General features: G+C 46.5%; 20 protein-coding genes and 1 pseudogene (1 of these 21 cut by a window edge). 19 read left to right on the top strand and 2 right to left on the bottom strand.

Annotation, left to right across the window (positions count from 1 at the left end; translation table 11 throughout):
* Position 1: 1 nt before the first annotated feature.
* The 10 genes from COU47_04330 to COU47_04285 all read left to right on the top strand — a co-directional run bounded on the left by COU47_04330 (position 2) and on the right by COU47_04285 (position 11,493).
* Positions 2-973: a hypothetical protein gene (locus tag COU47_04330; GenBank protein PIR69290.1), complete on the top strand. Its 972-nt coding sequence runs from the start codon at positions 2-4 to the stop codon at positions 971-973.
* 4 nt (positions 974-977) lie between these two features.
* Entirely contained in the window at positions 978-2,555 is a 1,578-nt protein-coding gene (locus COU47_04325; protein ID PIR69289.1) for a hypothetical protein, read from the top strand.
* Positions 2,542-4,155 carry a hypothetical protein gene (locus COU47_04320; GenBank protein ID PIR69288.1) on the top strand — a complete coding sequence of 538 codons (1,614 nt, stop codon included), beginning with the start codon at positions 2,542-2,544 and terminating at the stop codon, positions 4,153-4,155. Before COU47_04325 ends, COU47_04320 begins: the two co-directional genes overlap by 14 nt.
* Positions 4,139-5,407: a hypothetical protein gene (locus COU47_04315; GenBank protein ID PIR69287.1), complete on the top strand. Its 1,269-nt coding sequence runs from the start codon at positions 4,139-4,141 to the stop codon at positions 5,405-5,407. The genes COU47_04320 and COU47_04315 overlap by 17 nt, the downstream gene beginning before the upstream one ends.
* 96 nt (positions 5,408-5,503) lie before the next feature.
* Positions 5,504-5,791 carry a hypothetical protein gene (locus COU47_04310; GenBank protein ID PIR69286.1) on the top strand — a complete coding sequence of 96 codons (288 nt, stop codon included), beginning with the start codon at positions 5,504-5,506 and terminating at the stop codon, positions 5,789-5,791.
* A gap of 191 nt (positions 5,792-5,982) precedes the next feature.
* Positions 5,983-7,920 carry a hypothetical protein gene (locus tag COU47_04305; GenBank protein PIR69285.1) on the top strand — a complete coding sequence of 646 codons (1,938 nt, stop codon included), beginning with the start codon at positions 5,983-5,985 and terminating at the stop codon, positions 7,918-7,920.
* 72 nt (positions 7,921-7,992) lie between these two features.
* Positions 7,993-8,994: a hypothetical protein gene (locus COU47_04300; GenBank protein ID PIR69284.1), complete on the top strand. Its 1,002-nt coding sequence runs from the start codon at positions 7,993-7,995 to the stop codon at positions 8,992-8,994.
* Between the two features lie 652 nt (positions 8,995-9,646).
* Positions 9,647-9,940 carry a hypothetical protein gene (locus COU47_04295; GenBank protein PIR69283.1) on the top strand — a complete coding sequence of 98 codons (294 nt, stop codon included), beginning with the start codon at positions 9,647-9,649 and terminating at the stop codon, positions 9,938-9,940.
* A 126-nt stretch (positions 9,941-10,066) separates the two neighbouring features.
* Positions 10,067-10,798, top strand: coding sequence for an orotidine-5'-phosphate decarboxylase (gene pyrF / locus COU47_04290; GenBank protein ID PIR69282.1), 732 nt, complete (start codon positions 10,067-10,069; stop codon positions 10,796-10,798).
* Positions 10,798-11,493 (top strand): hypothetical protein, encoded by a 696-nt coding sequence (locus tag COU47_04285; protein PIR69281.1) that lies wholly within the window; start codon positions 10,798-10,800, stop codon positions 11,491-11,493. Before pyrF ends, COU47_04285 begins: the two co-directional genes overlap by 1 nt.
* 128 nt (positions 11,494-11,621) lie before the next feature.
* Here the strand turns inward: COU47_04285 and COU47_04280 are convergent, their stop codons facing one another.
* The gene (locus COU47_04280; protein ID PIR69322.1) at positions 11,622-11,894 is read right to left on the bottom strand and encodes a DNA-binding protein; all 273 of its coding nucleotides are present in this window, start codon (positions 11,892-11,894) and stop codon (positions 11,622-11,624) included.
* Between the two features lie 204 nt (positions 11,895-12,098).
* On the bottom strand, positions 12,099-13,631 hold the full coding sequence (gene rny, locus COU47_04275) for a ribonuclease Y (protein PIR69321.1): 1,533 nt from the start codon (positions 13,629-13,631) through the stop codon (positions 12,099-12,101).
* 127 nt (positions 13,632-13,758) lie between these two features.
* Here rny and COU47_04270 point away from each other — a divergent pair, with 127 nt between their 5' ends.
* From COU47_04270 to COU47_04230, 9 genes and pseudogenes are all read left to right on the top strand, one after another.
* Positions 13,759-15,480, top strand: a complete 1,722-nt coding sequence (locus COU47_04270) for a 2,3-bisphosphoglycerate-independent phosphoglycerate mutase (protein PIR69280.1) — start codon at positions 13,759-13,761, stop codon at positions 15,478-15,480.
* Between the two features lie 9 nt (positions 15,481-15,489).
* Positions 15,490-16,719 (top strand): hypothetical protein, encoded by a 1,230-nt coding sequence (locus COU47_04265; GenBank protein ID PIR69279.1) that lies wholly within the window; start codon positions 15,490-15,492, stop codon positions 16,717-16,719.
* A gap of 273 nt (positions 16,720-16,992) precedes the next feature.
* A complete protein-coding gene (nusA, locus tag COU47_04260; protein ID PIR69278.1) occupies positions 16,993-18,324 on the top strand; it encodes a transcription termination/antitermination protein NusA in 1,332 nt (443 codons plus the stop codon).
* Positions 18,325-18,352: 28 nt separating this feature from the next.
* Entirely contained in the window at positions 18,353-20,392 is a 2,040-nt protein-coding gene (gene hppA / locus COU47_04255) for a sodium-translocating pyrophosphatase (protein ID PIR69277.1), read from the top strand.
* Positions 20,392-21,474 carry a hypothetical protein gene (locus COU47_04250; GenBank protein ID PIR69276.1) on the top strand — a complete coding sequence of 361 codons (1,083 nt, stop codon included), beginning with the start codon at positions 20,392-20,394 and terminating at the stop codon, positions 21,472-21,474. Before hppA ends, COU47_04250 begins: the two co-directional genes overlap by 1 nt.
* A gap of 24 nt (positions 21,475-21,498) precedes the next feature.
* The gene (gene clpP / locus COU47_04245; GenBank protein PIR69275.1) at positions 21,499-22,143 is read left to right on the top strand and encodes an ATP-dependent Clp endopeptidase, proteolytic subunit ClpP; all 645 of its coding nucleotides are present in this window, start codon (positions 21,499-21,501) and stop codon (positions 22,141-22,143) included.
* A gap of 104 nt (positions 22,144-22,247) precedes the next feature.
* Positions 22,248-23,246: a hypothetical protein gene (locus COU47_04240; protein ID PIR69274.1), complete on the top strand. Its 999-nt coding sequence runs from the start codon at positions 22,248-22,250 to the stop codon at positions 23,244-23,246.
* Between the two features lie 5 nt (positions 23,247-23,251).
* Positions 23,252-23,644 carry a response regulator gene (locus COU47_04235; protein PIR69273.1) on the top strand — a complete coding sequence of 131 codons (393 nt, stop codon included), beginning with the start codon at positions 23,252-23,254 and terminating at the stop codon, positions 23,642-23,644.
* Positions 23,641-23,900: pseudogene (locus tag COU47_04230) on the top strand (hypothetical protein); it runs 1,453 nt beyond the window's last position. The gene COU47_04235 and the pseudogene COU47_04230 overlap by 4 nt, the downstream one beginning before the upstream one ends.

Genomic DNA, 23,900 nt, shown 5'->3' with positions numbered 1-23,900 from the left:
TATGATAACGACACATCCAACAACAAAATACCGACATGTGATGCGCCAAGAAAACACACTACCCACAGTAACGGTTGCGGTAAGCGCGCTCAATGAGAAAAAAAACATCACTGCTTTTCTTGAGTCGGTATTCATTCAGCGCGAAATGGGGTTTGTGCTTGAACGTGTTATCATTATCTCCGACGGCTCTACGGATAACACGGTTGCATATGCCCGCGCGCTTCCTGATGCGCGGGTAGAAGTATGGGAGCATTCTGAGCGTATAGGCAAGTCATCACGCTTGAATGAACTATATGCGGTGGTTACAAGTGATATATTGGTGCAGTCAGATGCGGATGTTGTGTTCGCGCATCCGTATGTAATTCGTGACATTATCGCGCCGCTTATATTTGAAAAAGGCGTTGGCATGTGTGGTGGACACCCCACGCCGGTACAAGCGAATACATTTACCGAAAAGGCGGTTAATCTGACAGCGGAAGCATACATACCGCTTCGCAAAACTCTTCGTGGGGGGAATAATGTGCTTTCCGTTGATGGGCGCATTCTTGCGTATAAAAAGGAATTGATAAAAAAAATAACAGTTCCCGAGGATATGATTGCCAATGATATGTATACGTATTTTTGCTGTCTTACGAAAGGATACGCATACCGGTATGTACGGTCAGCTGTTGTCTACTACCGTTCGCCGATGGATATGAAAGACCAGATTCGCCAAAATACGCGCTTCGCGTCTGCCCCGGCGCGTATGAAGCGTCATTTCTCTGAGGCGCTTGTATCGTATGAGTACCACATTCCCCGGCGAGTTATTCTTCCGCGAATGATCAAGGTATGCTTACGTCACCCCATTCTTGCGGGTTATATTTTTGTTGTGAATCAATATTGTAAGATAAAAGCATTATTCGTAGAAAAACATCTTACGGCGCGATGGAATATGGCGTGGTCTACCAAGCGCATTCATTATAATAAGAAGTAAGTGTATGAAGTCATTTTTTGGAACAACAATAACAATAGCAACAGTGTGCATTATGTTCGTAGTGCTTGTGTTGGGCGTGCGCGGTTTGCCGGGGAATGTAAATATTGGAGAAATGAATTGGAAAACGTGGATTGAGGATGGTCCGTTTGAAACGTCTTCTGACAGAGCTCGTTTTGTGCTCACATATTCATTTATAGAAGAACAAAGCACCATTTTTTCTCTGGATGCTGCGCGCTTTGCAGTTCCTGACCTGGGTATGTCGTCTTCGGGAGATTATGTTTCGCTTTTTGCTCCAGGTGTCTCGTTTCTTGTTATCCCGGGATACATAGTCGGAAAGTTTTTTGGCGCGAGCCAGGCGGGAACATACGCGGTAATTATGCTCTTCGCTTTTCTTAACGCGCTTCTGCTTCGCGCGATAGCAATTCGGCTCGGCGCCCACCCAATTGCTTCTCATATGGGCGCGCTCGCGTTTTTGTTTGCGTCCCCCGCATTTGCCTACGCTGTAGCATTGTATCAGCACCATGTTTCTCTCTTTTTGATTCTTGCGTCCCTGTATATTGCAATGCGGTGGAAAGGGGTGTTGCCCGCGATGGCGGTATTATTTTTATACGGAGTGGGTTTTGTGGTTGACAACCCAAACGCAATACTCATGCTCCCGATTCTTTTGTATACCGCGGGGCAGTTTATTTATATCGCGCATAAACAAACTTCATCATACATCACTATTCGTTTTGTGGGTGCGCTCGCCCTTGCGGGGGTTATACTCCCCCTTATATTTTTTGCGTGGTTCAATAATGCTTCATATGGTGCCGCATTTAGCCTTCCGGGAACATTTGAGCGTGTTGTAGCAATTGATGAATTTGGGTATCCGACAGAATCTGATATTACAAAAGCGCAGGGGCTTAGTGACGCAGAAATTTCGGGCAAGAAAGATGAAAAGTCAGTAGTCGGTTTTTTCAAAACGCGCAATTTATTGAATGGATTTTACATCCATCTTATAAGCCCCGATAGGGGAATGATTAATTTTGCCCCCGTTCTTTTTCTGGGCATTGTTGGGCTTTTTATTTTGTATCGTCGTCAAAAAAGTATTGCGCGCGTGCTCGTGGGTATATGCGGTCTTACTTTTATATTGTATTCGTTGTGGGGTGATCCATGGGGCGGGTGGGCATTTGGTTCGCGCTATCTCATACCGATATACGCGATACTTGGCATTGGGGTGGCAGTCGCGCTTACGCGCTTTCGCAAAAATTACATATTCGTGATTTTGTTTCTCGCGCTTTTTTCGTATTCGGTGTGGGTGAATGTGTCGGGCGCCATAACAACAAACCTCAATCCCCCGCAGGTGGAGGTCTTGGCTCTTGAAGAGGTATTCGGTACTGAAATTAAATATACGCATCAGAAAAATTTTGATGCTCTGAAGGACAATAAATCAAAATCGTTTGTTTTTCAGACGGTGGCAAAGCGATATATGAGCGCTGCTACATATCATCGGGTCCTTGTCGGAATTTTGATCGCGGTGATGCTGTTGAGTATGTTGTATCTTTTGTTTGTTAAGCGAGTAGAAATATATGACGAGCATTAATATACCCATAACAAAAAATATGTCATCCCGTATCCATGCGTTTTTTGAAGAGCACGGTGTGTTTTTGGTTGTTTTTGTTTTGAGCGTTGTTTCAATCATCAGTTTCTGGGCGTACTACCAGAACGGATTGGGGCTTGCCTATAACGACGCGCGCTCGCACTTGGATATCGGTCGGCGCGTGGTTGAGGGATTAAAGCCGGGACTCGCGCAATTGGGAAGCGTGTGGCTTCCGCTTACGCACTTGTTAATGGCGCCGTTGATTTGGAATGATTTTATGTGGCATTCGGGACTTGCGGGTGCCTTGTGGAGCATGTTTGGGTTTGTGGGAACGGGTGTTGTAATCTACTTATTCTTGCGGCGTCTTCGAGTGGGACTATTGGGGCGGTTTGTCGGTGTTGCCGTGTTTGCGGCAAACTTGAATGTGCTTTATCTTCAGTCAACCGCGATGACGGAGCTTTTGTTGCTGTTTACGATGACGACCGCGGCGTATTTTATTATGCGGTGGTTCCAGGACGACAACATTATGTATCTCATCCAGGGGGCGGCATGGATAATGCTTTCTACGCTTGTTCGCTATGACGGGTGGTTTTTGCTCGGATTTGCGGGTGCCTTAGTGGTGTTCTATGTCCTGTTTGAAAAGGGGTTTCGTCCTGCTGAGGGGACTGCTGTTATATTTTTTACGCTTGGGGGGTTCGGGATTCTCTTATGGCTTTTATGGAACCAGCTTATCTTTAAGGACGCGCTCTATTTTATTTTCGGTCCGTATTCGGCAAAAGCACAGCAAGACCAAATTGATGCGGCGGGCTTGCTTGCTACGAAGGGTAATGTTTGGTTTTCTGCCAAGGTATATTTTTACGCGCTTGCGTATAATTCAGGGGCTCTTACGGTTCTTATGGGCTTTTTGGGGGCGGTTGTTCTTTGGTTCTCAAAGAACCTCCGTTTTCCGACGCGTATTTCAACGTTTGTTTTGTTGGCGCCGCTCTTTTTCAATATACTCGCGCTTTATTTGGGGCACTCCGTGCTCTATGTGCAGGGCCTCACTGGTGATTCGCTTTTTAATGTGCGCTACGGTGTGATGCTTATGCCGTCATTCGCCATTTTTATCGGTTATCTTGTTTCTCGGGCGGCGCCAGCGCGGTTTATTATCATCGGGCTTTTGGTGTTTGTGGCATTCTTCCAATTTTCAAGTGGGGATGCTGTAACCATTGACGACGCGCGAGTCGGCTCAAGCCAGAAAAATGTAACCGAGGTGAGTGCATGGCTTGCCGAGAACGCCGCGGATAAAGAAGGATTTATTCTGGTCGCCGCCGCTTCTCACGATGCGATTATCTTTTCGTCAGGCCTTCCTATGAAAAAATTCATTCATGAGGGGACGGGCGTGTATTGGGAAAGCGCTACTGAGTCGCCGGACCGGTGGGCGCGTTGGATAGTTATGCGTACATATTCCGAAGAAGACCTTACTTGGCGGCTGGTAAGCCGCGTGCCGGGATTTGGGGCATATGACAAAGTCCAGTCGTTCCCATTTGCCGATGTATACGAATTACGCCCGGAATATCTTCCCGAGCTGAATACGACGCCTACGCTTGGAAAACAAAAATAAAATGAAAGCCCCATTTTTTATAGGAATAGCGATATTGTTAGCGGTTCCGTACGCGGGATTCGCGTATGTTGAGAATGCTTCCGACGCTTTTTTTTGGAGCGTACAGTCAGTTGATACGGTAAAATATTCACGCGATCTTGCCCGGCAGATGCTCTACGACGCTTCTTTTTTGCAAATCATAGACCAGCAGGTGCGGGAGATAGCGGGTATTGGCGCTACCCATGTTGCTATAGGCACTCCATACGATAAAGAGTTTATTCCTGTTCTTCGTATGTGGGTGAATGCTGCCCGGCAGCATGGCTTATCGGTGTGGTTCCGCGGTAATTGGTCCGGATGGGAAGGATGGTTTGAATATCCCGCTATTTCGCGAGAAGAGCACATACAAAAAACAAAAAAATTTATATTGGACAATAAAAGTCTCTTTCAGGATGGAGATATTTTTACCGCCTGCCCGGAATGTGAAAACGGCGGACCGGGTGATCCCCGCAATACGGGAGATGCGCAGGGGCACAGAAAATTTTTGATGGATGAATATAAAACGACGCAAGATTCATTTGAGCGCATAGGAAAACGCGTAACATCCAATTATCTTTCTATGAACGGAGATATTGCGCGCCTTATCATGGACGAACCAACGACTGAAGTGCTTGGAGGCATTGTTGCTATAGATCACTATGTTTCTTCTCCGGCGCGCCTTGTGGCGGATGTTAAAGCGATTGCACGCCAAAGCGGTGGACGGGTGGTGTTAAGTGAGTTTGGAGTGCCGGTGCCGGATGTTCATGGTGTGATGCAGGAGTGGGAGCAGGCGCAATGGATACAAAACGCGTTTAAGGAACTCATAGCGATGCCCGAAGTTGTTGGGGTGAATTACTGGACGGGATATGGCGGGTCTACCGCCCTTTGGCGTGAAGATGGCGCGCCAAAGGCGTCGGTTGAGGTGATGCGCGAATATTTTATACCGGAAACAATATCCGGCTATGTAAAAGATACGCTTGATAGGCCGGTTGAAGGAGCGCTTGTCGCGCACCCATACGGTAGTGTTGTGAGTAAAAAAAACGGTTTTTTCGCGTTTCCGTATCGTGGGAGGAGCATTGCCATTACCGTTACGCGGGAAGGGTATGATAGCCGTACGATATCGCTTGAAGTTCCCTCAAAAGAAATATTTATTACCCTCTCTCAGCATGAAAAGGACTTTTGGTTCCGCTTTCTTAGTTTTTTGAAAAATATACTTTCTTTTTTCCGGAGAGATTGATTGCGTGTGGTGTGCGATAATGTATTGACTTTTAAATAAAAGTATGTTATTTAATTATTGAAGGTAAATGTACATAGACAATCAACGGAGGCGGTCATGAGCCCGGCTATAGCTAACTTGGTTATAGAGAAAAAAATAAGGATTTTTCCGTGGGATGCGGAAGGTGAATGCGGCGTTGACATATGCGTTGGGTCTCACAAGGTAGGCGAGATAATTGCGGAAAAAAAATCAGGAAAGATAATTCGTGATAAGATTGCCCGCGCTTTTCAGGGAAAAAAGAAAGGAATAAGTCCTTTGTGCCAATATATCCGCGTTGCTCTCAACGAAGAGAGGGAGAGAGAAAAATTGCGCCTTCTTTCCGATATAGGAAGCAGAGTGCGCTAAAAATAAGCGGCGTGCCAATGCGCGTCGCTTTATTTTTTCTTCATGACTGCCTAATTGTCCTCCAGTGTGAATGGGGTTGACAAAAAATCAAAGGTCTGATATGCTTGCACGGAAGCTGCTATTCACACCATATAAAGGCCTTATATATGATATTTTTAAGCCATATATAATTATTAATATTTATTTATAATATGATTTTTAGTTTACATTTCGTAAAAGAAGCATCAAAAAAGGTTGTCTCACTTTTGACTATCTTGGCGTTTGCATTAATGCCCGTCGGTTATACCGCACCGGCATTTGTATATGCCGACACTACTATTTTTAGCGATTCGTTCGGTTCGAGTCCGTCTGGCACCGTTTCTGGATGGGATGAGGACGAGTCATCTTTTGATTACGCGCAAGTTACTACCGATGATGCGCGCGGCGGATCTCCTACAACCGGTAACGCCGGTTTGCGCATGGGGGCGTCAATTACTCAAACTATTGATACGAGCGGATATGAGAATATTACGCTGTCTTTCTATTGGCGCGGCACGGAAGAAGCGTTTGAGGAAGGAGAGGATGATACATTGGATGTGTTGTGGCGCGTGGGCGAAGACGGCGATTTTACTTCTCTGTTTTCTGAAGACGCGGGATGCGGTGAGTGTGGCTGGGATTTTTTTGAGATCGGGCTCGGGGAGGATGCGAGCGATACAACCGTTCAGATTATGTTTGTGGGCGCTACAACCGACGATCTAGAACAAATAAAGATAGATGATGTTTTGGTCACTGGCACCGCACTTCCGGTGCTTGGCTCAATTACTGTTTGTAAGGTAATCGTCGATACTGACGGCGAAATAACTGACGGTTCGGAGAACCCGGGTTCTACATTTACCGTGTCATGGTTTAATCCTGATCCGGAGACATCACAGGGTCCCGCGGTGACGGTATTGGATGATGCTGTGTTTGAAACTCCATTGTCACTCAATGCGTCTCTTTTTGACGAGGGAGATGACGCTGAATGTGTCACATACGAGGAATTGGAACTCGGTGGGTATTATTACTCCGAAGAATCAATTGATGGCGATGGATGGGACGAATTTGAAAATCATGACCTTTTCTCTGAGGTTGTGATTGATCCTGAAGACGCGTATCCGTATGACGCAAGCTTATTTGATGGAGACGAGGGCAACGATGAAGGAAGGGAGAAAAATGCTGATGGCCATATCGTATTGACCGAAGGAAACCCCGACCGCACATTGCTTGTCGTTAACTACCTTTTGCCGTTCCCAACACTGACGGTTATCAAAGAAGTTATAAATGATAACGATGGAGAAGCAGATGTTGAAGATTTTGATTTGTTTGTCGGCGAAACAGAGGTAGAAAGCGAGGAAACAAATGAATTTGAGCCGGGCGAATACTCAATTACCGAATCGGGACCGGAAGGATACGAGCTCTCATTTGTTGACGGTGATTGTGACGGAGAGGGGCTCATTACTCTTGCGTGGGGCGGAGAATATGTTTGTTACATGGTTAACGACGATATTGCCCAAGAGGAGGAGGAAGAAGAACAGCAAGAAGAGATCCTTGGTTGTACCGATTCCAATGCCAGCAACTTTGACTCCGAAGCTACCGAAGATGACGGAAGTTGTGAATTCCCCGAAGAGGAGGAAGAAGACAACAATGATGACAATAACGGCGGCGGCGGTGGAACCGGCGGCGGTGGAACGGACAATTTCCAGCAAGGCACCTCTGGCGGCAATTTAAATCCTCCCCCCGTTCCGACGGGTGAAGTGCTCGGTGCGAGTACCGGCCCCGAAGGCGAAGTATTGGGAGAAACATGTGAAGCGCTTATTCGCTCATATATTAAATCGGGGGCGGCAAATGACGCTGACGATGTCAGTAAACTCCAAGAGTTTTTGAACAGTCATTTAGGGCTTAATCTCCCCATCACCGGATTCTATGGCGCGCTTACATTAGAGGCTGTAAATCAATTCCAGCTGAAATACGGAGACGACGTTCTTGCTCCATGGATTCCATTCGGCCATCCTGATACAAACACTCCAACGGGATATGTATATAAAACGACAAAGTGGAAGATAAATAATCTTGTCTGTCCGGACTCGGAACCATTCCCAGCCCTTCCGTAAAGGAAATAGGTAACTAAAATATCCCGCTTCTGCGGGATATTTTAGTGAAAGGGGATGATATAATAAATATATATGAAGAAGTTAGCAAAAAAATATCTCATAGCGCATAAGGATAATGACGGCAAACCGCACATCCTTCGCGGGAGGGCAGTGGCAACCATTGCTCTTTTTGTGGGTGTTCTTTTTCTTGCTTCTCTGGTGCAGCACGCGCTTGTTCCCAGTACGAATTTCGCCGCGGTCATCTCATCTGTTCTGGTGGATCTTACAAATGGAGACCGCGCAGAGAGCGCGCGCTCTCCGCTTACGGTAAATCCCATGTTGTCATATGCGGCAGAGCTCAAGGCGCGGGATATGGCGCAAAAAAGTTATTTCGCGCACACTTCGCCCGAAGGCATAACGCCGTGGTATTGGTTTAGGGAAGCCGGATATGACTTTTTGTATGCCGGAGAGAACCTAGCGGTTAACTTTTCTGACTCTATTGATGTTGAGCAGGCGTGGATGAATTCTCCGTCGCACCGAAAGAATATTTTGAGTGAACATTTCTCTGAAATAGGCATTGGTATGGCGCAGGGGTACTATAAGGGGCGCCAAACCACATTTGTGGTGCAGCTTTTCGGCTCGCCCCTGTCCCCAGATATTGCCCAAGGCATAGCAGAGACAAAGAGCGCTTTGCCGAAACAAGAAACCAAAACGCTTGCGGACGAAGAGGTGGTAGTGCTTGGTGATGCGGTTGCGTTACAGAGCGAGGAGCTTCCAGAAACCGAAGATTCTTTTATTGCAATCGATGTGAATGGATATGCGCTACCCGAATCAAACTTTGTGCCGGATGTAGAAAACGATATTTCGTACGCAAATCTGTTTGATACGCTTGCCTCAGCTCCGCGGCGGCTGCTTTATGCAATGTATGGAATACTTGCCATGCTTATTCTTTTGGCGCTTTCTTCATATTTTGCGCATGAGGTAAAAAAACACCATGTGCGCCATATCATATACGGTTTTACGCTCCTAATATTTATGGCGGGGCTCTTTTACGCAAGTCATATATTTATCTTCACAAGGGTATTTGTGCAATAATCCGGGGCTTTATAAATCTAGTCCGATAAACGGCTCACACTCCGTGTGAGCCGTTTATTTTGGCTTAACAAAGCCATTTCCCTGCTTTTGCAAAGAGACTTGACTTTTACTTTTTTATATGATATAATGCACCGCAGATGATGAAGATAGTGCGTACCGGACAGCAAAGGGGGGAACATTCCAGAAGCAGTATTCATTATTTTAAAATATATTTAATTTTCTTCTAGGAAGAACCCCCTTTACTGTTCGGTACATTGTTGCTATTATCACCAAAGAAAAAAGCACCTCCTTCATAACTATTGAGAGGATTTCTATCATCGGTGACGGGGTGGACCGTCACAAGAAGTGGTAGTTATTACCTACCTCCCGTACTCTCAATGGAATAGAACGCGAGGAAGTCCTTTGGGGAGAAGGATGTTCCTCAGAATCCATCCCGTTACGAATTTCATAGATTACAATCTCATGAAAACTGCGGCAGGATATATCTTGCTCAATCGAACAGATTTTCATGAAATTTGTAACGGGATTCCGAAAAACTAAAGGGGAGCCAGTGTTAAAGGAGGAATGGCTCTCCTTCTATTTTTAAGACGGTACCGTAGTAGTGTTTTAAAAATAGAAGATTAAAAACTATATAAAGAGGAGGCTTTGGCCAGTGGCGAAATGCAGAGGCAATAGACTGTTTAAGAAAAGAGGGCGGAAGGGCGGCGCGGGCAAAAAAAGGAATATCCGACTCAGGAACATGGGACGCAGGGTATTACAGGAAACATTCGGAGACCTTAAGACATCCCCCACATTTCCTCTAAAGCATCGCGAAGTTCTCAAGGTGAGAGATGGAACGGGGAGAGTGGTAGAAGAGATAGAGATAATCTCCCCCCACATTAAAAAAGGAAAAAAGGGCGATCCGGACATGCAAAGAGCTGATATCTGTATCACACATTTCGGTTAACAAATTGCGGCAATCATAGCATGCACCATGCAGATTGCCGCTTTTTTATTTTCTCTGCAGGGCTCGTTGCAGAAGCGGGGTATTTTACATATAGTGTAGGAAACGACATTGAAAAAAGAGGGTACCATGGATGCACGGGAAAAGGCAGCAGAAAAGATTATAGTAGCGCTTGATGTGTCCGACACGGGGTCGGCAGTACGCATGCTTGAGAAACTTTCGCCGTTTGTGAGGCGATTTAAGGTGGGGCTCTCGTCCTTTATGGGTATAGGCGCCCCGGAGGCAATCGGCCTTGTGCGCAGCTTTAATGCGGGAGTTTTTGTAGACGGCAAATTTCACGATACGCCAAAAACCGTAGGAAATGCGGTGCGCGCTCTTCAGCGTTATCCTTATATAGAATTTTTTACGGTGCATGCAGCAGCGGGAGAGGCAGCGATACAAGAGGCAGCGAAGGAAAAGGGCAATGCAAAGCTGATCGCGGTTACCGTTCTTACTTCGCTCAACGACTGGGATGCTCATAATGCCATACGCTTGCACCGGATAGAGGCATCGCGTCACTTTACAAAAATTGCGATGCAGTCGGGTGCTGACGGCATTGTGTGTGGTGTGCGGGACCTGCCTTGGTTTATGCAAGAGAAGGATGACGATATCAGGCACGCCATAAAAGTAGTGCCGGGCATTCGGCCGGCGTGGTATACGCAGTCGGATGACCAGCGGAACATCGGTACGCCGAAAGAAGCAATTACGAGAGGTGCTGACTTTTTGGTTATTGGCCGTCCTATTACGAACCCGCCGAAGAGTATAGGGACGCCACAAGACGCCTTTCAGTTAATTGTTGATGAGATAGCAGGGGTGCTGTGATGCAGGACGCGCATATGATATGGAATGAGAAGCAATTCCTCAAAGCATTTGAGCAAAAAAAAATTGTTCGTACGGGGCATTTTGCACTCAAGAGCGGAGAGCATGCGCTTGAGTATATAGATAAAGATACGCTCTATATGCATGCCTACGACACCCTCCTTTCTGATGTGTCCTGGCATATGGCGCACGCAGTGTACGCAGCGGGCATGCACGACATAGATGTTGTTGTAGCTCCTGAAAAAGGGGGTATTGTTCTTCAGTATCTTATTTCGCGCCACTTGTCGCTCATGACAGGAAAGAACATATACGGAGCGTATGCCGAATGGAAAACAGATAGAGGCAGAATATACGATCCAATGTGGGGGTGGGGTAAGAAGGGAATGAAGGCAGTGCTTGTGCAATACGACTCGTTTACATTCCGGGATGCGTATAAGAAAATAATTCCTTCTGCGCGCGTACTTGTTGTTGATGATGTGCTTACGACAGGAACGACGCTCAAGCCTCTTATCGCCGACATCCGCCTTTTGGGCGGTATCGTTGAGCGTGTTTCTGTTTTGTGGAATAGAGGAGGAGTTGCCGCTGCTGACTTAGGTGTGACGAATCTCTTTTCTCTCATACATAAAAAGCTCACTACATGGAAGCCGCACGCTTGCCCTATGTGCAAGGGAGGCATATCGGTTACCAAGTTAAAATAAATTCACCGCCACTTCTGATGTGGCGGTTTTTTTATATTTTGCCTGCCGCAAAGCTGTTTTCTGTTAACGGAGAAAACAAAACCCCCTCCTTCTTGCGAAGGAGGGGGCACTTCTTAGGCCTACGAAGTTTATTTTACTGCTTCTTTGAGAGCTCGACTGGCGCGGAATTTCGGTACCGTTGTTGCCGGTACGTCAACCATCTCGCCGGTGCGAGGATTGCGGGCTTTGCGTGCCGCGCGTGCCTTCGCATCGAAAATCCCGAAGTCGCTGATGGAAACTTTATCACGCTTTTTGAGAGAGTCGGTGATTGCCATGAAGACGGTATCCACCGCTTCTTCTGCTTGTTTTTTTGTTCCACCGAGCTTCTCGTGAACGAGGTCAACAATGTCTGTTTTTTTCATAAGAGCGTAAACATGCAATGTTACCAATAATGTGTGTGACCTTTTTTCAATAATATCATAGCTTTTTTTGGACAACAACGCTGGATGTGTGGCGCGATAATGCGTTCACACACGGCAAAACGAGCCGTGAAACAGCCCGTTTTGTGCTTTAATGTCTTTTTTCAATTGTTTCATCTGCCCGCTTTTGCTTCCCTGCGCGTGTCTTTATCGGGCATAATCTATGACACGGGTCTCACGAATGACATGGACTTTGATTTCGCCCGGATATTTGAGTTCTTGCTCTATACGCTCGGCAATCTTGCGTGCGAGCTCTTTTGCTTGCAGATCCGTTACATGTTCGGGAGAGACGAAAATGCGTATTTCGCGCCCCGCTTGTATTGCGTATGATTTCTCAATGCCTTCAAATGAATTTGCGATGCGCTCAAGGTCTTCAAGGCGCTTGAGATAATGCTCAATCGTATCTCTTCGCGCGCCAGGACGTCCGCCGGAAATGGCATCAGCAGTCTGCACGATAATAGATTCAACTGTTTCGTACGGATATTCCTCGTGGTGTGCTTGCATCGCTTTGATGACCGCTTCGTCAACGCCGAATTTTTGAAGTATCCGCCGTCCGATTTCAACATGCGTTCCTGGAATTTCGTGGTCAACCGCTTTTCCGATATCATGCAAGAGCGCTCCTTTCTTTGCGATGGTGACATCGGCGCCCAGCTCTTCGGCAAGCATGCCCGCGATATGCGACATTTCAACGGAATGACGCAATACATTTTGTCCGAAGCTAGTGCGGAAATGCAGCCGTCCTAAAAGGATAACTAGCCGCGGGTCCAGGTCAAAGACCCCAATCTCGTATGCTGCGGCTTCTCCTGCTTCTTTCATCATCTTTTCTACTTCTGCTTTTGCTTTTTCAATGGTTTCCTCAATCCGTGCGGGCTGTATTCGTCCGTCGAGGACTAAGTTTTCAAGCGCCATCTTTGCGATTTGCCGGCGCACCGGGTCAAAACTTGAGATGACGATTGAGCCCGGCGTATCATCTACGATAACTTCAACTCCCGCGGCACGCTCAAAGGTGCGGATATTGCGTCCTTCCTTCCCGATAATCTTTCCCTTGAGGTCGTCGGACGGGATTTGCACAGTTGTAGTTGTCATTTCGGAGACATTTGCAGGAGCTAAGCGCTGAATAACAGATGCAAGAATGTTCCGCGCGGTCTGCTCAAGCTTTTCCATGCCGAATGTTTCTATCTTTTTGATTCGCGCCAGGACATCGTCTTCGTATTTTTTCTCAAACAGCCGAAAGAGCTGTTCTTTTGCTTCTTCCGCGGTGAGACTCGCTAACTTTTGGAGTTCTTTTTGGCGTTCTTCTTCGGCTTGTGCGAGATCCTTTTTAATCTTTTCTATTTCTTCTCCTTTTTGTGCAAGCGTTTGGGAATGCGTCTGGATGTCTTTTTCCCGCTTTTCTATGTTCGTTTCTTTCTGGGTAACGCGCGTTTCGAGTTCGCGAAGCTGAGACTCGCGTTCGCGCGCCTCTTTCTTTGCGGCATCAATTGCCGTCTCCGCTTTTTGTTTTGCTTCGTCTATTATCTTTTGCGCCTCGTCTTTGGCGTCAAGAATGAGCTGTTTTATCTTAAGCTCAATCGAGTCCCGTCGTTGCTGGGCGAGAATTTGCCGCGTAATGTAGCCTGCTACCCCCCCGATGATTGCTGCTACAAATATGATGACCAGGTGCGTAGTGGTGATGATCATATGATTCAAACGGTTCTCCTTTTCCGTATGCATCCGTTTCACGGCGAAAAGCCCCCACCCTCTTCATGAGGTTTTTCTTTGGAATAGATGTTGTCGTAGGAATTAAGAACACGTTTTTTTACAAAATGTGATAAACAATACGATAATCATAGCAAAAAATCAGTCTTTTGTCCAGAAACCGCCTGCGATGCGTTTTTCGGCGGTGCGGGCGGGATGCTACAATGAATATACAATGACGGACAAGAAACAGCTTTCTCTCATGCATATCCCGTACAAGCCTCTTGTGCTCGTGATTCTTGACGGATTTGGGGTTAATCCCGCGCTTACCGAAGGCACTTGGCAATACGCAAAGATGCCGACCATCCGTGAGATAGAACGATCGTATCCGTTTACGACATTACAGGCGTCGGGAATCTCCGTCGGGCTTATGTTTGGCGAGCCGGGAAACTCTGAAGTCGGCCACTTAACAATAGGTTCAGGCCGTGTCGTGTACCATCATCTCCCGCGGATTATTGTTTCTATCCAGGACGGCTCATTTTTTAAGAACGAAGCGTTTTTGAATGCGTTGTCTCATGCGCGCAAGCACTCGGGAACCGTGCACATGCTCGGACTCTTTTCTTCCGGGTCGGTGCATGCCTATGCTGATCATTGGTATGCACTTTTAGATTTAGTGCGGGAGAAAGGAGGCGATGTTCCGACTGCTCTTCATATGTTTACCGATGGACGGGATGCCCCGCAAAAAGAGGGCGCTCATTTTATAGAAATGATTCAAAAGAGGCTTCGGGATGAATATCCGTTTGCTGCCATCGTTTCTCTTATCGGGCGACGCTTTGCAATGGACCGCGATGATCACTGGGAACGGATAGAGTCGGCGTATCGCCTGTTTACGGAAGGGGGAGGAAATGCGTTTGATGACCCTCATACATATATAGAAAAGCAATACGCTGAAGACAAAACTGATGAATTTATTGAACCCGGATATTTAAAAGACGACGCCAATGCTCCCGCGGGGCGCATACGGGCGGGTGACGCGGTAATCTTTGTGAACTATCGCGAAGACAGTATGCGCGAACTCACTGAAGCGTTTACTCTGAACGGTTTTGACCGGTTTGCACGGAATATCATTGATAATGTTTTTTTTGTGACGATGACGGAATATGACAAACGGTTCCCGGTACATGCCGCATTCCCTCCGCTCGAAATCGCTTATCCTTTAGCGCGTGTCATATCTGATGCGGGAAAAAAGCAAATTCATATCGCCGAAAGCGAAAAGTACGCGCATGTCACCTATTTTTTTAATGGTGGGATAGAAAGCCCCTTCCCGGGCGAAGACAGAAAGCTCATACCGTCTCCCAAGAACATCCGTTTTGATGAAAAGCCCGAGATGTCCGCTGCGGGCGTTACCGAATCGGTGCTTGATGCGATAGAGTCATATGATTTTGTGCTTGCAAATTTTGCGAACGGCGATATGGTCGGGCATACCGGAAACCTCCAGGCGACGGTAAAGGCTATTGAGGTGATAGATTTTTCCTTAGGGATGATTATCCCGAAGGTGCTTGAAAAAGGGGGGGCAGTTATCGTGACTGCTGATCACGGAAATGCCGAAGAGAAGATATTTTCTACTTCGGGTGAAAAGCGTACCAATCACACCTCAAATCCGGTGCCGTTTTATTTGATAGCTAACGAAACGAAACGAACGGCACCTCGGAGCGATGCTGAAACGCGGGTGATGTACGGACATACCGAGGGCGTTATTACTGACATTGCGCCAACAATTCTTGAATTACTTGATCTTCCGGTCCCGAAAGAAATGATAGGTCTTTCTCTGCTCGGGCGCTTGCTTAAATAATACCTGTATATGCATATTATCCGGACACTTGCGACATTACCCCGCGACATTTCATCTCTTCCTCGGTCTATCCGGTGGATAGCATTCGTGATGTTTTTGTATTATCTCGGCTGGGGTATCGTTGAGCCGTTTTTAGGAATCTATTTTAATGACCTTTTGGGTTCGTATACTTCCGTAGGTATCATTTTTTCGCTATTGTATTTCTTTTCCATTTTTCTTTCGCTGCCGTTCGGCGACCTTGCCGACAATGTTTCAAAGCGGACGATTATAACGCTCATGCTTATCTGCTATATTCCGATAGGTCCGGTGATAGCGGCGCTCCGCACTATTACTGACGCGGTTTTTTTCCGGCTGTATCATGCGTTTCTCGCAACGGGATTGTGGGCGTCTACCGAAGCGTATGTCCGCAGCCACTCTCCGCGGAAGCAATCGTCAGAGAGCATGGGGGTGTTTGATATGGCAGTTGCGGGAGCCTCAGTGTTTGGAGCGCTCATCGGAGGATTTTTAGTTGTGCGTTTTGGAATCCATACGCTTTTTTATATGATGCCCGCGTTTAGTATCATGGCGCTTATTACAATCTTGCGCCTTCCTGATTCGGACGGAACATTTTCTCTGTGGAAAGGTGTGCGGGAAATAGTCCGGCAGGGTCTTTTCCGCCACGAATTCCAAGATTTTTTCTCTATTCCGGGAATCGCGCACATGACCGCACTTTCATTTCTGTTTAATGTTGTCGGAGCGGGCGTTGCGATATTATTGCCGCTTGTGTACCGGGCGTTCGGAGTGTCGCTATGGGAGATCGGACTCATATACGCGGTATTCATGATGCCCGCGTTTTTTGAAGTGCCGTTCTCGGTGCTCGCCGACCGCACCAATAAGCGGGTGCTCTTTATAGTAGGGTCGCTTGCAGCGGTCGGCATAGAGCTTTGCATGGTGTGGACGCATTCAGTGTTTGTGCTTTTTGCCTTGTCTCTTGCGTTGGGCACCGTGTTCGCTCTTTTGCGCCCACTTATTGAGGGCGTAATCACAAATTGTATGCCGCATGAACGCATGGGAGAATTGAATGGCGTATACCGTTCTTTTATTTTGCTGGCGCTTGCGTTCGGCTCATTTATTATCGGTCCGGTTGCCGATGCTTTTACGGTGCAGGCGCCGTTTCTTATAGGCGCGATTCTTATGGGGATATTTTTTGTGCTGGTGCTCTTTATCCCGCGCTCCCTTCTCCAAACGGAAACCACATAGCATCCCTCCGCGCTCTCGCCGGAAAACAGTGATACATTAATGCTTTTTGGTGCTTAAAGCTTAGAAATAGTCTTTGAAAAAAGGAATGTAGCTGCCCGAGAACAAGAGAGCATGAGTAGCAGTTTGCAAGTATGAAAACATATCAAAAAAGCCGAGCTTGGCCGGCTGTTTATTTTGTTCACATGCTTGACATGTAAAAAAAACCTGATATACTGGGTATATTATTAGTCCGCTTGATGATACAGCGGGCTTTCTTTTTAGAAAAAATACTATATGTTAACAGACTTAAAAACATTCAAAGCGGCCCTTGAACAGCTTGAGGTTGACCGCGGAGTTCCTCGCGCAAAAATTATTGAGGCCATTGAAATGGCGCTTGCCGCTGCCTACAAGAAAGAATACGGCAAGAAAGACCAAATCGTGCGTGCTTATTTTGATTTTGAAAAAGGTAATGTCCGGTTTGAGCAGATAAAAATAGTTGTGGATGAGTCCATGATAAAAAGCGAAGAGGAGCTTGAGGAAGAGGCGCGCATCCGTGAGGAAAAAATGCGCGAAGCAAAAGAAAAGGGAGAGGAGTACCGCGAAGATCGCCGTGAAGAAGAAGAGATTCCTGCCGCGGGAGATGATGAAGAGGCCCCGCGCAAAGTCCGTTTTAATCCGGAGCGCCACATTATGCTTGATGAGGCAAAGAAAATAAAAAAAGGTGTAAAGCCCGGTGAGGAGCTTGTTTTTCCGCTTGAGTATAAAGAAGAATACGGGCGCATTGCTTCACAAACTGCAAAGCAAGTCATTATCCAGCGCATCCGAGAAGCGGAACGGGAATCCGTGTATGACGAATACAAAGAAAAAGAAGGAGAAGTCATCTCCGGTATTGTCCAACGGGTGGAAAACCGGAATGTGTTTTTGGATTTAGGGCGCGCAACGGCGATTCTTCCTTCTGATGAACAGGTTCGTGGAGAGCGGTATCGTATCGGTGAGCGCATAAAAGCGTATTTGCTATTGGTAGAAAAGACCGCCCGCGGAACAAACATGTATCTTTCGCGGTCTCATCCGCGCTTTTTGACTAAGTTGTTTGATATTGAAGTGCCTGAAATCGCAAACGGCGTTGTTGAAATAAAAGCAGTTGCACGCGAAGCGGGTTCCCGCTCAAAAATCGCGGTATTCTCAAATGATCCGAATGTTGACCCAGTAGGCTCATGCGTTGGACAGAAAGGAATTCGCGTCGGTACCATCATCAACGAGCTTGGCGGAGAAAAAATAGACATCATTGAATGGTCCGAAGAATCGGAATCATTTATCGCGCATGCGTTGTCTCCGGCGCGTGTGCTTGATGTGGAAATACGAGAGACGCAAAAAGAAGCGGCAGTAACTGTTGCTGATGACCAGCTATCTTTGGCGATTGGCCGCGCGGGGCAGAATGTCCGGCTTGCAGCAAAGCTTACCGGGTGGAAGATAGATATCCGTTCCCGCGAAGGCGAATCGGTAGCGAAGGCTGATGAAGAAGGCGCAACGAAAGTTGAAGAGAGTTCAGAAGAACAGCCGAAGAAAAAAGACACTCCGGCTGAAAGCGCAGAAAAACAAGAAGAAGAGAAATCTTCCAAAGAATAATTTAATTAATTCAAATTGTTTATCGTATATGGATACACCCACATTACTTTCTTTTATTATCGGTATTAGCATCGTAGGAACCCTTTTTGCATTATGGATGCGGAGCCGTGTTGCGCGCGCGCCGGAGGGCAATGAGGACATGCGGCGTATCGCATCCGCTATTCAGGAAGGCGCATCCGCCTACATGAAACGCCAGTATATAAATGTAGGATATGTTGCGATAGTTCTTACTATTATATTGTTCATTTTTCTCGGCTGGACAACAGCTCTCGGATTTTTGATTGGTGCTGTTGCCTCAGCTTTGGCGGGATACTTGGGTATGATGACCGCGGTGTTTTCAAATGTGCGCGTGAGTGAGGCTGCGCGTTCGGGTGTTTCATCAGCATTCCGGCTTGCATTTTACGGCGGCTCAGTAACAGGATTTTTGGTAGTAAGTCTTGCGCTTTTTGTTGTGGCGCTTTTTTGGATGCTTTTCGGGGATGTGTCAGCGCTTGTAGGGCTTGGATTTGGAGGCTCTCTTATTTCGGTATTCTCCCGCTTGGGAGGCGGTATCTATACGAAGGGCGCTGACGTGGGCGCTGACCTCGTAGGAAAGGTAGAAGCAGGTATACCGGAAGATGATCCCCGAAATCCTGCAGTTATTGCGGATAATGTGGGTGACAATGTCGGGGATTGTGCAGGAATGGCCGCAGATTTGTTTGAGACATATGCGGTAACGCTCATTGCAGCTATGCTGTTGGGTTCATTGATATTCCCTGGCATCAATGCGGCAATGATTTATCCATTGGTGCTTGGCGCAATTGCGCTCATTGCGTCTATGGTTGGAACTTTTGCCGTGCGCGCTCACAGCAAAACAGACATTATGAAAGGGTTGTATAAGGGACTCATTACTGCAGGTGCGCTTTCGCTTATCGCGTTCTATCCGATAACAAAAATATTCGTTCGCTCATCAAACGAAGCAGTTTCTTTTCTCGGAGATTCCATTTCGCCGCTTCTCGGGAGCGCGGGAATGGTATATGGCGCCGCTGTTGTGGGGCTTGCGGTTACATTTTTGATAGTACTCTTTACGGAATATTACACATCAAAGAACTTCCGTCCGGTAAAAGCAATTGCCAAAGCGTCAGAATCAGGACATGGAACAAATATCATCACCGGGCTTGCAATGTCTATGGAGGCAACCATTCTTCCAATAATCGCAATTGCGCTTGGTACACTTGTTGCGTGGTGGCTCTTCGGTGTGTATGGCATTGCTATTGCGACCGTGTCCATGCTTTCGCTTACCGGTATTATTGTTGCGATTGATTCGTTTGGGCCAATCACCGATAATGCGGGCGGTATTGCGGAGATGAGCGGGATGTCTAAAGAAGTGCGCGACACGACAGACGCGCTTGATGCGGTAGGAAACACCACAAAAGCGATAACAAAAGGATATGCGATTGCGTCGGCGGGGCTTGCAGCGCTCGTTCTCTTTAGTTCGTATATCTCGGATATTGAAAAGCTCGGAGGAAGTGTTTCATTTGAATTATCGAACCCCATCGTACTTGTTGGCATATTTTTTGGTGCAATGCTCCCGTACTTTTTTGGGGCGCTCTCTATGCAGGCGGTAGGGAAGGCAGCACAGAGCATTATCACTGAAGTGCGAAGGCAATTTAAGGAAATGCCCGGCATTATGGAGGGCACGCAAAAGCCAGATTATGCGCGTGCGGTAGATATTGTTACCCGTGCGGCGCTCAAAGAAATGATATTGCCTGCATTGGTTCCAATAGCGGTTACTATTGCTATTGGGTTTATATTCGGACTGGAGGCGCTTGGCGGACTCTTGATGGGCGTTATTGTGACTGGTCTTTTTGTTGCGCTGTCAATGACTGCGGGAGGAGCGGCGTGGGACAATGCTAAAAAATATATTGAAGAAGGGAATTATGGCGGGAAGGGATCATTTGCGCATCAGGCCGCAGTAACCGGAGACACGGTAGGCGATCCCTACAAAGATACAGCGGGTCCCGCAATCAATCCGATGATTAAAGTGGTAAACATTGTTGCATTATTACTTCTTGCGTTTCTTGTGTAATGCGTATGGCAGAGATAAAAGAACTCTCTTCTTCCCAGATAGAAATAACCGCGGAAATTCCTGCGGCTGATTTTGAGAAAGCATATGCGCACACACTTGAGCGGTATAATAAAGAACTTCAGATTCCCGGATTTCGTCCCGGGCATGTTCCGGAGCATATTATCCGCGAAAAGATAGGAGAATCAACGCTTTTGCAGGATGCCGCTGAGCAAACGATACAGGTGTGGTATGAAAAATTTCTTGAAGAAGAAAAGATAGAGGCAATCGGTCCGCCACAGGCGTCCATCACCAAAATGGCACGCAACAATCCGCTTGGGGTAAAATTGGTAACGGCAACGCTTCCAAAAATAGAACTTCCGGATTATAAAGCGATAGCGGCGGAGGTCATGAAACAGAAAGACGATATTGTTGTTGAGGATAAAGAGATAGATGATACGCTTGAACATTTGCGGAAGTCAAAAATGAGAACCGAGCAGGCGCATGCTTCTCAGGACAATCCCGCAAAAGACGGCGCGCAAACAACAGAGCAAAAAGAAATAGAGATAGATGATGAGTTTGCAAAAAGCTTTGGGAATTTCCAGACCCTTGCGGAGCTTCGCGAAGCTATCCGTGCGAACATACGGCTTGAAAAAGCAACGAAGAAGAAAGAGGAAAAGCGGATGGCAATCCTTGAGCGGATCGCAGAAAAGATAAAAGTAGATATCCCCGATATCATGATAACAAGCGAGAAGAACAAAATGATAGCGGAATTAAAATCATCCATTGAGAACATGGGCATGAAATGGGATGACTATCTTGCACATGTAAAAAAGACTGAAGAAGAAATACGGAAAGGATGGGACGACCAAGCGCGAAAGCGCGTTTTGTTCGGATTGATTTTGCGCATGCTTTCCGCGCAGGAGCATGTCCAGATAGACGAAAAAGAGCTCGATGCGCTTGTGGAAAATCTTAAGAATCAATATGGGCACGATAATACCGACGAACATGCAATGGAGCATCTCCGCGAATATGCATATGGAGTATTAAAGAACGAAAAAATATTCCAGATGCTCGAAGGCCCTGACGATAAAAAAGAGTCATAAAAAATGATATAATATACATATATTATGGAAAAACAAACATACAATTATCTTATTCCGACAGTTGTCGAAAAATCGCAGTTTGGCGAACGCGCCTACGATATCTATTCGCGCTTATTGAAGGAACGCATTGTGTTTCTTGGCGGCTCCATTAATGATGGCGTTGCAAACACTATTATCGCGCAGTTATTGTTTTTGGAGTCCCAGGATCCCAAAAAAGACATTTCGCTTTATATTAATTCTCCGGGCGGTTCGGTTTCTTCTACGCTTGCAATCTACGACACAATGCAGCATATCAAACCGGATGTTTCAACAATTTGCGTAGGATTTGCGGCTTCGGGTGCTGCTATCCTTCTTGCCGCAGGACAAAAGGGAAAGCGCTTTTCTCTGCCGAATGCCGAAGTGATGATTCACCAGGTGCTTGGTGCTGCTGAGGGGCAGGCAACAGAGATTGAGATATCAGCAAGGCACATCTTGCGTGTAAAGCAGAAGCTGAATGACATCCTTGCAAAGCACACTGGCCAATCTATCGTTACGATTGAGAAGGATACTGATAGAGATTTCTTTATGGAGCCCGAAGAGGCCCGAAAATACGGCATTATCGATAGGATTGTCCGTTCTAAGAACGATGCAGCGAATGCTGAAGCAGCTCCCAAGAAGAAGAAAAAGTAATAGTGCCCTGTTTTTTGAGAAAAACCGTCCTGAGACCGGCGGTTTTTCTTTTTTAACAGATATTCCGTTTACCTGCAGGGTGTTTGCGGGGTATACTATAAATAATGGAAAATAAATCTTCTTCGTCTATTTTTGACTCATTAAATATACGAAAAACATGCGATAGGTATCGTGTGGGATTATGGCAATGCCCGCAATTTTTGTTTATTATTATGGGCTTTGTCATTATTGTTGCGATTATTTTCACCAACTTAACCGCGCGCTTGTACACTGAACCGGAGGTCGCAGCTCTTATTGTGCTTGTGGTAACCGCTCTTTTGTTCTCTGTGGGGACGGTGCTCGTGCGTGCGTTTGAGGAGATTGCCGAGGCGTCGGTTGCAAAATCAGAATTTATCAGCGTGGTCTCGCACGAAATGCGCAACCCCTTATCGACCGTAAAATGGCAATTAAATCTTTTAGAGAAAACGAGCGAAGAGCTCGCAAATCCCGAGCTCACTGAAAGTCTTGCGACTATTCAAGACCAGAATACCAAAGCAATCCGTTTGGTGAATGAATTGATTGAGGTGTATCGCATTGAAGACAACAAGGTTGTTGTCACCCCCGCGCCATTCTCTCTCGCTACGCTCACCGAAAAAACACTCAATGATTTTGAGCACTTTGCGAAAGCGCTTAACATTAATATGTCTCTTATGGCCGCATCAAACCTCCCGCTTGTGTTTGCTGATAGAAAAAAAATAGAAGTTGCTATTGGGCACTTGCTGGATAATGCGATTCAATATAGTGAAGAGGGGGGAGAGATAACAATCACTATCCAGCAAAAAGGCTCTTTTGTTATCTGGACCGTTAGCGATCAGGGAGTTGGCATACCGAAAGAAGAGCTTGATTTGGTGTTTGGAAAATTCTTCCGCGCACATAACAAGTTGCGGTATCACACAAGCGGTTTAGGTCTAGGATTGTATCTCGTGCGCTCTCTTATTGAGTTGTCGGGCGGTCAGGTGCGTGTACAATCGCAAGAAAGCAAAGGAACAACTATTTGGTTTTCGTTGCCTATTAGTCCATTAGGCGAAGGGGATGCTTCCCGCGAACCGTTAGTAAGCGTATAAATTATATGAAAAATAAAATCCTTATTATTGAAGACGACACGGTATTTCAAAAAGTATTATCTCAAGCGCTGGAAGACGCGGGCTTTGAGACTGTTACCGCGTCGGATGGCGAAGCGGGTGTCCGTCTTGCTGACAAAGAAGAGCCTCAGTTGATTGTCCTTGATGTTATTCTTCCGAAAAAGGACGGGTTTACGGTTATGGAATACCTTTCTAAATCCCCAAAACTTTCATCTGTCCCCGTAATGGTCATTACCAACCTTGAGGGGTCTCATGATGTAGAGCGGATGATGACGCTTGGCGCAAAAGGGTTTCTCATCAAGGTGAATTATTCCATGGAGGAGATCGTCGCTGCGATCAAAAACATCATGGACACCTATGCGGTGAAAAAGAAAAAATGAAAATAGAATCAAAACGCCTCAAATTATTTCTTCTCGATTCGGATCTTGTTTCTTCGAAAGACATTGAAGCGGCGGAAAAAGAAGCGGAAAAAACAAAGATGTCGCTTGGCGATGTTCTCGTAAAACAGGGAAAAATGTCTGAAGACGACCTCATTCGTCTTGAGGCGTATATCTTAGGATTTCCGTTCGTAAATTTGGAACAGGAAAATATTAATCCCGATGTGCTGCGCATTATCCCGGAGCCAATCGCGCGCAA

Source organism: Candidatus Niyogibacteria bacterium CG10_big_fil_rev_8_21_14_0_10_46_36 (assembly GCA_002772995.1).
In the GTDB taxonomy this organism is placed as follows: domain Bacteria; phylum Patescibacteriota; class Minisyncoccia; order 1-14-0-10-42-19; family 1-14-0-10-42-19; genus 1-14-0-10-46-36.
This window is presented reverse-complemented; position numbering and strand designations above follow the sequence as displayed.

Excerpts from the sequence above, each read along its gene's own strand:
- COU47_04265 (PIR69279.1), top strand. The coding sequence starts at position 15,490 with ATGCATATTATCCGGACACTTGCGACATTACCCCGCGACATTTCATCT.
- COU47_04235 (PIR69273.1), top strand. The coding sequence starts at position 23,252 with ATGAAAAATAAAATCCTTATTATTGAAGACGACACGGTATTTCAAAAA.
- nusA (PIR69278.1), top strand. The coding sequence starts at position 16,993 with ATGTTAACAGACTTAAAAACATTCAAAGCGGCCCTTGAACAGCTTGAG.
- COU47_04320 (PIR69288.1), top strand. The coding sequence starts at position 2,542 with ATGACGAGCATTAATATACCCATAACAAAAAATATGTCATCCCGTATC.
- COU47_04300 (PIR69284.1), top strand. The coding sequence starts at position 7,993 with ATGAAGAAGTTAGCAAAAAAATATCTCATAGCGCATAAGGATAATGAC.
- COU47_04250 (PIR69276.1), top strand. The coding sequence starts at position 20,392 with ATGCGTATGGCAGAGATAAAAGAACTCTCTTCTTCCCAGATAGAAATA.
- hppA (PIR69277.1), top strand. The coding sequence starts at position 18,353 with ATGGATACACCCACATTACTTTCTTTTATTATCGGTATTAGCATCGTA.
- COU47_04325 (PIR69289.1), top strand. The coding sequence starts at position 978 with ATGAAGTCATTTTTTGGAACAACAATAACAATAGCAACAGTGTGCATT.
- pyrF (PIR69282.1), top strand. The coding sequence starts at position 10,067 with ATGGATGCACGGGAAAAGGCAGCAGAAAAGATTATAGTAGCGCTTGAT.
- COU47_04240 (PIR69274.1), top strand. The coding sequence starts at position 22,248 with ATGGAAAATAAATCTTCTTCGTCTATTTTTGACTCATTAAATATACGA.
- rny (PIR69321.1), bottom strand. The coding sequence starts at position 13,631 with ATGATCATCACCACTACGCACCTGGTCATCATATTTGTAGCAGCAATC.
- COU47_04305 (PIR69285.1), top strand. The coding sequence starts at position 5,983 with ATGATTTTTAGTTTACATTTCGTAAAAGAAGCATCAAAAAAGGTTGTC.
- COU47_04310 (PIR69286.1), top strand. The coding sequence starts at position 5,504 with ATGAGCCCGGCTATAGCTAACTTGGTTATAGAGAAAAAAATAAGGATT.
- COU47_04280 (PIR69322.1), bottom strand. The coding sequence starts at position 11,894 with ATGAAAAAAACAGACATTGTTGACCTCGTTCACGAGAAGCTCGGTGGA.
- clpP (PIR69275.1), top strand. The coding sequence starts at position 21,499 with ATGGAAAAACAAACATACAATTATCTTATTCCGACAGTTGTCGAAAAA.
- COU47_04285 (PIR69281.1), top strand. The coding sequence starts at position 10,798 with ATGCAGGACGCGCATATGATATGGAATGAGAAGCAATTCCTCAAAGCA.
- COU47_04330 (PIR69290.1), top strand. The coding sequence starts at position 2 with ATGATAACGACACATCCAACAACAAAATACCGACATGTGATGCGCCAA.